Origin of the sequence: Yinghuangia sp. YIM S09857 (genome assembly GCF_051388915.1) — a bacterium.
In the GTDB taxonomy this organism is placed as follows: Bacteria; Actinomycetota; Actinomycetes; order Streptomycetales; family Streptomycetaceae; genus Yinghuangia.
Genome location: NZ_JBPKBH010000046.1, coordinates 1 through 9,461, shown reverse-complemented (window position 1 = coordinate 9,461; position 9,461 = coordinate 1). Strand labels below are relative to the sequence as shown.

Sequence of the window (9,461 nt, the reverse complement as noted above, 5' to 3'; positions counted from 1 at the left end):
TGGTGTGCGTCGCGCCCGCGGGACGCCGCAGGCGCCTCCCGGCGCCCGGGGCGGTGCTGCGCGCGCAACTGCTGTCCGGGGCCTGGGTCGGCCTGGTGGGCGCGGCAATGACAACGGCGTGGTGGAGCCTGATGTTCGGATCTGCGGCGATCTGGCCGGCCCTGTTGTTCGGGGCGGGCCTCGGGCTGGCCGCGTGCCCGGCCGTGGTGCGGTACGTGGTGCTGCTCGTGCTGGAGCGCGGTCGGCTGCCGTGGCGGCTGCTGGCGTTCCTGCGGTGGGCATCGGATATCGGGCTGCTGCGGGATCACGGCGGCGTCTACCAGTTCTGCCACAAGGAACTCCAGGAGTACCTCGCGTCGTAAACGGCAGCTGCCGCACCCGACACGTGAGCGGGATCGCACTCCGGCGCGAAGAACCGGCACACGTCCGGTAATTTCGGGGGAGATCCAGCGGTTAAGCGATCCGCATTAACGCTACCGATCGGAGCGGAAAACGCGAAGGCGCGCATGCGACGCCGGCAGACGTCACAGGGGGATCGCCGCCGACGGCCGCTGCCACGAAGTACCGCAGGGGACCGGTGTCAACGCAAGGCTAGACGCCTCCGCGCTCCCGCGTCGGGGAAGGCTCGGCGATCCCTCGTTCGGGTCACGGTCCGTCCGTGGCCGTGCATGTCGGCGGGGCCGGACGCCCGCCACCGGCCCACAAGCGGACCAGAATCGGCCCACGACCGGCCCGGGCGCGGCGCCCGGTTCCGTCGATCACCGCTGTGGCAGCGCCGTCACGAACCGCACCCACACCGCGTCGGCGACCACGAGCACGCCGGCAGATCTGCGCTTGGAGTCCCTCACCAGCACCGTGTGGCGGCCGCGGCCGACATGCACGCAATTGGTGTGGTCCGACGCGGTGCTGACCCGCCAGCGTGGCAGTCCTGATTCCGCAGCCGTTTCCATGAGGCCCCCGATTCATGGTCGTTCAGTGATACAAGTATGCGGACGGGATTGGCGCCAGGCGTACTTCCGGTCCTGGAACGGGACGGGCTAGGGTGTGCGCGGCGGCAACAGGTTTTCCTGCCCGTCATGAAAGCGTACGGGGGCGCGCTTCGCCATACTCGGATCCGGAGAAACCTCGATCGTGCGGAAGCGGACGGATTATTCCGGCTTAGCGTTATCTGCGGACAAACGGGGAAAGACCCACGCGGACGATGCCTACAGTGGTGACACGCACGGATCGTGGGGAGGATGCGTGACAGCCCGCAGCCCAGCCGAACGCCAGGCCTCCGCCGTCATCGCGCACCGCTGGTCCCGCAGAACCGTCGCGGTCATCGGGTGTGTGTGGCTCGGCGGAGTCGTCGCAGCAGGCGGGGTACTGCTGCATCAACACGTGACAGGACGGCTCGGAACCGCCGGACTGCTCGCCGTTGCGGTCCTCACCCTGGGCACATCGTTCGCCGCGGCCTGGTGCGGCGGTGCACTACTGGAACGCTACTGGCCCACTCCCACCCCACCCGATCCAGACCGATAACTCCCATGCCGGGAGCGCCCCTTCGCCCGCCGGTCGCCCGCATCTCTGCTCACCGCCATGGCCGAGACAGTACGGACAGGTCAACGCCGACCGGGCCGCTGGCCTCGGCGGCGGTACCGCTGCGCCCCGGTCCTGCCACCCAATGCCGTGACCGCCACGACGACGGTGCCCACCAGCAGATGCCGCGGCTGCTCGGAGAGGAAGGACCACGCCGACGCGAACACCCCGCTGAAGGCGACCAGTCCGAGCAGCACCAGCACGATGCGCTGCGCAGGGTTGTCCCACCGCCGCCGCAGCCAAGCCCCTGCCCGCGCCCGCCGCGGTGATCGCGTCGCACGGTGTGGGGCACACGCGGGGGAGGCCGTGCCGCAGGCGCGGTCGCCGTCCGATGGCGGTTCGTCCGCGGGGTCGGGTGTTGCCGCCCCGGCCGAGGTGGTCACTTCGAGTCTCTCCCGCGAAAAGATGCGCACCCTTGGGTGCACGGAACTCCCCGGCTCACCACACGGCCGCCGCGTCAGCTCGTGCGGCCGTCCCTCGGGTCACGGCCGCGCGGACCACCCCGCCGGCAACGTCGCGGTCGGCCGCTCCTTCGCGGCCTCCTTTCGGACCTCGGCGCGCCGGGCGGCCTTCTCGCGCATCTCGCCGACCACATCGCGCAGGAACACCGCACTGTCCTCGGCGTCGAGCGCAATGGCGTGGAGCCTGTTGAATACCGTCCGGGCATGATCGACCGTGGGCTCGTCGCGGGTGAACATCCCACCTGCCCACGACTCCTGATACACCACGAAGCGGCCGTGCTCGGCGCGCAGTCCGTACAACGCCAAAGGCCCGCGCAACCCCGGGTGGACGCCGGCGTCGAACGGCACCACGCGCACCGTCACATGGGCCTTCTCGGCATGGGCCAGTACGTGCTCGAGCTGGTCGGCCATCAACTCGGGTGACCCGACCACGCGGCGCACCGCGGCCTCGTCCAATGCGAACCACAACAGCGGTGGCGCGGGGCGCCCGCACACCTCGATCTGCCGGCGCAGTCGCACCTTCACCAACGTCTCGACCGTGCCCGGATCACTCGTGTGCTGTCCGATGACCGCGCGCGCGTAGTCACGTGTCTGCAACAACCCAGGTATCAGCAAGGGTTCATACTGGCGCAGCAGTTCGCATTGTGACTCGAAGCGCAGCAGCTGCTGCAATGCGGGACTGAGGACCCGGCTGTGTCGACTCCACCAAGTCCGGGTCCGGCGGCTGGTGTCGTTGGCGGCAAGCAGGCTATCCCGCAACTGGCCCTTCACCGCGTACACCGACAACAGGGCCATCAGGTCGGTACGCGACACCGCCACGTGCCCAGCCTCGATCCGCGCGATCTTCGAGGCCGACCAGCTGAGTTGGTCTGCCGCCTCGGACTGCGTCAGACCGGTGTCGTCCCGAACCCGGCGCAACTCGGACGCCACCAGCAGCCGCCCGTCTATCGGGTCGCTCCCACCTGCCACCTGGGCAGCCCTCCGCTTCCATGAGCCGCTTGTCGCCCCATCGACCAGGCACACCACGGCACTCCGTGGTCCCGGAGCAGAAGGCTACGCAAAGATCCCCGAACGCGCGTGCAATCTCGAAAATCTCTTGCCATCTGCACGTGCAGATTCTTCCAGTGACTTCCAACCCTGCTGCACAGTCTGCCTGTAAGGGCGCCACCGTCGATGCGGGTGGCCCCACCTCGGCAGTAGCCGCAACCCGCCAGACAGGGTGCCCTACGAGCGCAGCGGACCATGCGTCGCTGTCAGCGTGCGAGCTGCTGCACAGCCGCAGAGACACTCTGGAGTGGGGGAGCAAGCTGACCGATATTTAGCCGCGTTCGTGCCTGAACCGGTGCGTCAGTGCCTCGCGGCAACGCTCCCTCGTACGCTCGTCGCCTTGTACGCGATGGCCCGGGGGTGGGGTACGAAGCTGACCCAGGCGTTTAACGCGGTCAGTTGTCCGGGAGTCGCTCCGGGGCGGAGCGGCGGCATGACTGTCAGGGGCACGCGCGCGGAGGCGGTTGGCGAAGCGCCTCCACGAGTTGGCCCATGCCGGTGAAGTTCTGCTCCACCTCCGTGCCGTCGAGTTCGGCCGCTTCCTCTTCGAAGCCCGCCGCGCTGCCGAGCACGTGGCCGCGTAGTACGCCCCGAGCAGTCCGTCGTCGGGAAGCCCCGGATGCCTGATCACGGTGCCGGCCCTGAGCGAGGCGGCACGATTGGCTGACCCTGTGGCGGCCCCGGAGCGGAGCCATGCCCGGCGGCGACCGCGGCCCGCAGGCGGGTCGCGACATTGCATGTGACGCCCAAACGGCCGGAACTCCAAACCGGACCCATCGACTTGGCCGCGTCAGGCCGCGGATCGAGAACAGTTTGGCGCGGCCGGGTCGGGAGCTTCGTCGGGTTCGATCCCATCCATGCCCGGGACGTCGGGCTCAGCAGCTCTAGTGGTACCGGTCGTGGGTGGTGTCGACTAGACGGCGCGCGTGGTCGAGGGTGGTGGCGGAGTTGAGGAGGGCCTCGGCACCGGGGCCGATCCCGCCCAGGAGTACCACCAAATCCAGGGCTGCGGCGTGCGCGGCGCGCCAGGTGTGAACGTCTCAGCGGGATTCGGCGAACCCGAGCGCGTCGACAGCAGCGCGTACCGCGTCGGCGGCGGCCAACTGCGCGGCAGGTCCGCCCTCGGTGGTGGTCGCGGTAGCAGGGACATCGAAGGTGAGTTCGGCGGTGTTCGGCACGGCGACCCGGCGGTGCCTGCCGTGTGCGGACGTCATGACTGGCCAACGACACTGCCGGGGTCCGGTTGCGATGCATCGACGAACAGCGTCGCGTGAGTTGCGCTGCGATCCATCGTAGTCGCGGAACTGGTCGTGGTGGTCGGCGCGCTTGCTCAGGTAGGCCTCGAGCCGGCTCAGCCCGTCCTCGATCTGGCCCTGGCCCTGGCCCTGGTCGTCGGTCTTGTCGAGGACGACCAGCGTCGTCGCGTCCCAGTGGTTCATCGGCGGCGCTCCAGTCCCTCGCGGCCGCTGCGCAGCAACAAGGTCCAGGTCTCGGCGAGGCGTCGGTAGGCGGCGTACTGGGTCGGGTCCAGCACCAGGGTGTCGCCGTCGGCCCGGGCCCGCAGGGCGTGGGCCAGTTCGGGGTCGGGGGCGTGGGTGAGCACGGCGAGGAGCCGGGCGAGCGCGTCGACCAGCTCGGCCGGGCCCAGGGCGCGGCTCGCACTGTCGGTGTCGCAGACCTGATCGAGCAGTTCGGTGAGTTGGTCGTCGCGTGCGTCGGCCAGCGCGGAGCGCAGTTCCTCCAGCGCCTGCCACAGCACCGCGAGGTCGGCCGGGTCGATCCAGACCGCGTGGAGCGGGACCAGTGTCCGCGTGCCGTCCGGCGCCACCAGCCAGTTCGCGGATGCGTCGCCCTCGCGGGGGCGGCGTACCGGCTCGGGCAAGGCGGCCCGCACGCGGCCGAACGCGCTGTACGCGCGCTCCAGCGCGAAGGTGTCCGGGATCCTCCACTGCCCGAGCTCCTCAGCCTCGTCCGGTTCGACGAGACGCAGCCGGGACAGCAACGGCTCGTCGACCAAGCGCAGCAACTCGGCCAGGGCCTCGTCCTCGGGCAGCAGCCGCACCGGCCGGTCCGCCTCCGACGCCGCCCGCGCGGCGGCGTCGCGCGCGGCGTAGGCGCGCAGCTCCGCGGCGTACAGCCGGTCGGTGGCGGCGTTTTCGCGGTACCTCGCGGCGGCGTCGGGGCTGGTGTCGGGCTGCGCGGCGGCTTCGTCGCGCCCGGCGGCGACCTCGTCGATCCGGTCGGCGAGCGCGGTTTCGTCGAACGCCAGCGGCGCCCGGTCGCCTGTGGGGTGCAGGAAGTGCCGTTCGCGGTTCAGGAAATCGACGACGGCGTCGAAGTCCGCGCGGCGGCGGAGTACGCGGCCGAGGACGGTCGGGTCAAGCACGGCGGGAGAGCGGTCCTGCGCCAGGCGGTGTGTCCAGTCCTCGACGGCGGAGCCGAAGCGTTCCTGGGCGGTCTGGCGGGCGACGCCGAGCTGGCGGCCGATTTCCGACCAGGCGGCGCCCCGTGCCCGCTCGTGCACCACCGCGGCACGGTGGGCCCCTGCGGCGAGGGCAACCAGGTTCGCGGCCTGGATCAGCAGCGTCGCGTCCGGATCGGCGGGCGGGTCCTGCAAGGGATCGATGAGCGCGGCGGCTCGGCGCGCCAAAGTGGCGGCGTGGGCCGACAACGCGATCCGCGCCAGTGCCCGGTCGCTGTAGTCGGTCGGCGCCGTCGAAGCGGCGGCCGTGGACGCGGGTTTGCGGTTCGCAGCCATCACCGCATGCTAGGCCCGCCACAGACGTGACGTCAGGTTTTCCCTGACATGAATAGGGGGGGCAGGCAATATCTGACACGTGGCGATCGGAGTTTCACCCGACATCCCCTCTTCTTGCACATCGGTCCGGTGCGCGAAGAGGGGTGCAGGGGCCGCGCAGAAGATCCCGGAGCGCGATCCGGTTCGGGGACGTCGCCGAGGAGGCCCGCGCGGTCGGGGTGCTGTCGCGGCGCCCCGACACGGCGCGCGGCCCAGGCCCGCGGCGAGACACCGCGCAGGTAGGCGAGTCCGGTCGTACAGCCGGGTAGGCGGGCAGCGCGTCGGCGTCGTCCACGCGCACCTGCGCGACGGGCCCACTCTCAGGCGGGCTGCCGAACGCGGGCTGTGGATCTGCCACCACCGTTCACCGGGCGGTCGACCCTGCCCCAGCGGGTCCCTGCGGGCGTGTTCACCGCCAGCACAGCGTTTGCCTCCGCCGAAAGCGTGCATCCCGCTAGCCTCCTGGCATCCGGGACCGAGCACACCCGCGTCGCACCGGCGCGAAGGGGACGAGCCGGTCTGTGTCCGGATCACGAGCACCCTGGGGGGGAAGCGTGCTGGATCGACGCGTACCGAATCGAGAAGGCTCCGGAAGGCCGCGGCAATGCTCGAAGTCGTGATCGGCGCAGCCGCCGGCGCGGTCGTCGGCTGGCCATCGCTGTGGTGGTCGGCCCGCAACGCCCGCCGGGTTGAAGACCGCGCCCGCGAGCTGCAACGTGAGAACGACCGACAGACCTGGGAGCGGGACAGCGTTCTGCTGTGCTGGACCGCCGCCCATGACGCCGACCACGCGATACTCGCCCATGTGCGGGCGCACGGCGGCAGCCTGACACCGGAGTTCTACGCGACAGTCGACCCCCTGGCCCAGACCCTGTGGCGCGAACACAAGGTGCTGCCCGACACCATTGCCGAGCCCTTGCGCAACGCCATGCAAGTGGTGAATCTCGCCGACCCCGGCATTCCGCAATACCGGTCGGCACCGGACGACCAACGAGTGAGACACGCCGTAGACGCGGTGACCTTCGTGCAGCATCTGTGTTCCGCGTTCCTGACCGGACGGCCGCTGCCTGACGAGCCGGACGGCTTCGCCGGGTACCGAAGCGCGGCGTTCGCGGACCGGTTCTTGGAACCCCGCAGCGGCTCCACAGACTCTCCATGACCCGGTGCTGCGCTGAGCAGCACGAGGATCAACCAGACACCATCACCACGCGGTCCGCGTTGATCGCGACCAGGTCGACGCGGCCATCGACGCGAGGAGTTGCCCGTGCTGCCCGCGGTCCGCGGCCCGTGCGCGTCCTCTCACAACGTCTCTCCGGCGGAGGTCCCGACACCGCCCCGCGGCGCCTTGCGTCGCGAAGCCGCAGGCAGACGCGGCAGGGCGATGTCGCGTCGCCACCTGACTTTCGCGGGGCGGGGGTGCATGGTGGAAGGGGTGGCGCGCGCCGACGCGCGTGGTGCCCTGCCCGTGCACAGCATGCGCCCCGGGCCTCGGGGCACGAGGAAGGCACGGGCCTGTTGGGCAGGAGTCCCGGATGACCCCGACCACCCCGCTTCACGCACGTCCGCGCGAGTCCGAGGGCAAGGACTACCTCACCGTCCACTGCGCCGTGATGGACGGCCTCGCGCTGATCGTCGCCGCGGGCGAGATCGACCTCGACAGCGCCGCCGGGCTGCGTACCGCCGCCGACACCGCGCTCCGCAGTGACCCGGCCGAACTGCACATCGACCTGTCCCGGATCACCTTCTGCGACTCCACCGGCCTGCACGCCCTGGTCCGTGCGCACCGCATCGCCGCCCAGGCCGGCGCCACCGTCACGGTGACCGCGAGCACACAGGTCCGCCGACTCCTCGAACTCACCGGCACCGCCCACCTCTTCCCCGAGCGCACCGTACCGGCGGCCGCCGCCGAACCGAGGCCGTGACCGCCGTGAACGCCGCTCCAGCGCACGCAGACGACGCCCCCGCGCAGCACAACGCCACCCGGCCGAGCCCGGGCCCACGCCCCGGAGGTGACCGCCCGGGCCATCCACCACGCCCTCGCAGGCGCCCGCTATCCGGCCCGGCCCGCGGACCTGGCCGCCCACGCCCGCAACCGCGGCGCCGCACCGCATCTGGTGGCCGCGCTCGCCGCGCTGCCCGACCGGCCGATCTGCGGCCCCAACCAGGTCAGCGCCGCCATCGCCGGACCCCACGCCAAGAACCACCCCGGCCCGTGAGCAACGCGAGCACGCCCGGAGCTGCGGGTGCTGCTACGCCTGCCGGGTGGAGTCCTCGCCGTTCGCCGCGTGGTCGCCCGCCCGGTGGGTACGGTCGATCCGGCAGCCACACCCGGCCCGGCCCCGACGCGCAGGAGCCGGGGCCGGGCCGCACCGCACGCGCACGCAGCACCGGGGAGGCCTTGGATGTATCCCGGCCCGCATCGCAGCAAAGGCGGCGCCGTCGTCCTCGGCGCGGCCGGTCCCGGGGAACACGGGCCGTACGGCCCCTACGGCGACGACGACGCCGGCCCCGCCGACGCGGCGGTTCCCCTCACCGGGACGGCACCGGGCGCTGGTACACCGCCAGTTGCGCGGCCATCGCCGCGGTGACGACCCCGTCGTCGACGAGCGCGGCCAGTTCGGGTGCCAGGACCGTGTCCGGGGCGGGTTCGGTCTCTGTGTCGCGCCATGCGGCGGACCGCGGCTGGATCACCGCGGCGAGCCATCCGGCCAGGTCGTGCGGGGCGGGGACGCGGGCGTCCATCAGCTGGTGGCCGTGCTCGGGTGCGAACCGGCCGACCTCGTGCGGGAACTGGTAGGACCAGCCGTCGACCTGGTTCCAGGTCAGCCGCAGCCACGCGGGCGGGTGGTCGCTGCCGGGCGCGGGCTCCGGGCCGTCGTGGACCTCAACCGCGATGCCCAGCACCGGCACGGCGGCGAGTCCGGCGTCGGTGCCGCCTTCGGCGGTCACCGCGCGGCCGGGGGCGTGGTCGACGACCACGGTCACGTGCTCGACCAGCGGGGCGATCGCCTCCCCGACGGCCGCCGCGTAGCCCGCGTGCGCGAACCCGAGCGGGTGGTGCTCGGCTGCGGGGTGTTCCTGCGTCTGCTGTCCCATGGTCTCCACGCCCGTGCCCAACGACCCACCCCGCGCTCGGTGGCCGTCGTGCGGGTCACGCCTTGGTTGCGGCTCGCACCCGCCGGTTGGCGGCCCGGCGGTGTGGTCGACTGCCGGGCCGTGACAGGTGCGGCGGCCCGGACGCTCGGGGGTGGACGTCCGGGGCCGCCGTGCGGGAAGGCCGCGCGCCGACACGGGGAGTGAGGAGCACGCGGGCGAAAGGCCGTGCGAAGCCCCGGTCTGAGGCCCGTGCGCCGCACGCCTTCCCTGACACCGACGGTAGGCACCTTCAGCCGCGCAGACGCGGCGCCGCGCCTGATCAAAACCGGTCAGTTCACGTCGAGTTGCCACAGGCCGCCGTCACATCTCCATTGGTCCCGGCACACTGTCGGGCCTCCGGGCGCGGGGGATTCACCGGGGCGGGGGGGGGGGGGGGGGGGGGGGGGGGGGGGGGGGGGGGGGGGGGGGGGGGGGGGGGGGGG

General features: G+C 71.9%; 10 protein-coding genes and 1 pseudogene. 4 read left to right on the top strand and 7 right to left on the bottom strand.

Annotation, left to right across the window (positions count from 1 at the left end):
• Nucleotides 1-362, top strand: a pseudogene (locus tag ACRX5S_RS40855) (hypothetical protein); the annotation flags it as partial.
• Between the two features lie 396 nt (nt 363-758).
• Here the strand turns inward: ACRX5S_RS40855 and ACRX5S_RS40850 are convergent.
• From ACRX5S_RS40850 to ACRX5S_RS40825, 6 genes are all read right to left on the bottom strand, one after another.
• Nucleotides 759-950: a DUF397 domain-containing protein gene (locus ACRX5S_RS40850; protein WP_436778370.1), complete on the bottom strand. Its 192-nt coding sequence runs from the start codon at nt 948-950 to the stop codon at nt 759-761.
• Between the two features lie 651 nt (nt 951-1,601).
• Nucleotides 1,602-1,775, bottom strand: a complete 174-nt coding sequence (locus tag ACRX5S_RS40845; protein ID WP_436778369.1) for a hypothetical protein — start codon at nt 1,773-1,775, stop codon at nt 1,602-1,604.
• Nucleotides 1,776-2,060: 285 nt separating this feature from the next.
• Entirely contained in the window at nt 2,061-3,008 is a 948-nt protein-coding gene (locus ACRX5S_RS40840; RefSeq protein ID WP_436778368.1) for a helix-turn-helix domain-containing protein, read from the bottom strand.
• 518 nt (nt 3,009-3,526) lie between these two features.
• A complete protein-coding gene (locus ACRX5S_RS40835) occupies nt 3,527-3,658 on the bottom strand; it encodes a hypothetical protein (RefSeq protein ID WP_436778367.1) in 132 nt (43 codons plus the stop codon).
• A gap of 468 nt (nt 3,659-4,126) precedes the next feature.
• Nucleotides 4,127-4,525 carry a hypothetical protein gene (locus ACRX5S_RS40830; protein ID WP_436778366.1) on the bottom strand — a complete coding sequence of 133 codons (399 nt, stop codon included), beginning with the start codon at nt 4,523-4,525 and terminating at the stop codon, nt 4,127-4,129.
• Complete coding sequence (locus tag ACRX5S_RS40825) at nt 4,522-5,844, bottom strand: hypothetical protein (protein WP_436778365.1); 1,323 nt, start codon at nt 5,842-5,844, stop codon at nt 4,522-4,524. Before ACRX5S_RS40825 ends, ACRX5S_RS40830 begins: the two co-directional genes overlap by 4 nt.
• Before the next feature lie 643 nt (nt 5,845-6,487).
• On the opposite strand from ACRX5S_RS40825, the gene ACRX5S_RS40820 reads away from it, so the two are divergent.
• The 3 genes from ACRX5S_RS40820 to ACRX5S_RS40810 all read left to right on the top strand — a co-directional run bounded on the left by ACRX5S_RS40820 (nt 6,488) and on the right by ACRX5S_RS40810 (nt 8,099).
• Nucleotides 6,488-7,042, top strand: a complete 555-nt coding sequence (locus ACRX5S_RS40820; RefSeq protein ID WP_436778364.1) for a hypothetical protein — start codon at nt 6,488-6,490, stop codon at nt 7,040-7,042.
• 373 nt (nt 7,043-7,415) lie between these two features.
• The gene (locus ACRX5S_RS40815; protein ID WP_436778363.1) at nt 7,416-7,805 is read left to right on the top strand and encodes an STAS domain-containing protein; all 390 of its coding nucleotides are present in this window, start codon (nt 7,416-7,418) and stop codon (nt 7,803-7,805) included.
• Between the two features lie 87 nt (nt 7,806-7,892).
• Nucleotides 7,893-8,099 carry a DUF2795 domain-containing protein gene (locus ACRX5S_RS40810; protein ID WP_436778362.1) on the top strand — a complete coding sequence of 69 codons (207 nt, stop codon included), beginning with the start codon at nt 7,893-7,895 and terminating at the stop codon, nt 8,097-8,099.
• Between the two features lie 313 nt (nt 8,100-8,412).
• Here the strand turns inward: ACRX5S_RS40810 and ACRX5S_RS40805 are convergent, their stop codons facing one another.
• On the bottom strand, nt 8,413-8,979 hold the full coding sequence (locus ACRX5S_RS40805) for a hypothetical protein (RefSeq protein ID WP_436778361.1): 567 nt from the start codon (nt 8,977-8,979) through the stop codon (nt 8,413-8,415).
• Nucleotides 8,980-9,461 lie beyond the last annotated feature (482 nt).

What these genes read in the sequence shown, in the direction of transcription:
- ACRX5S_RS40850 (WP_436778370.1), bottom strand. Translation starts at nt 950, where the DNA reads ATGGAAACGGCTGCGGAATCAGGACTGCCACGCTGGCGGGTCAGCACC.
- ACRX5S_RS40830 (WP_436778366.1), bottom strand. Translation starts at nt 4,525, where the DNA reads ATGAACCACTGGGACGCGACGACGCTGGTCGTCCTCGACAAGACCGAC.
- ACRX5S_RS40825 (WP_436778365.1), bottom strand. Translation starts at nt 5,844, where the DNA reads ATGGCTGCGAACCGCAAACCCGCGTCCACGGCCGCCGCTTCGACGGCG.
- ACRX5S_RS40820 (WP_436778364.1), top strand. Translation starts at nt 6,488, where the DNA reads ATGCTCGAAGTCGTGATCGGCGCAGCCGCCGGCGCGGTCGTCGGCTGG.
- ACRX5S_RS40815 (WP_436778363.1), top strand. Translation starts at nt 7,416, where the DNA reads ATGACCCCGACCACCCCGCTTCACGCACGTCCGCGCGAGTCCGAGGGC.
- ACRX5S_RS40805 (WP_436778361.1), bottom strand. Translation starts at nt 8,979, where the DNA reads ATGGGACAGCAGACGCAGGAACACCCCGCAGCCGAGCACCACCCGCTC.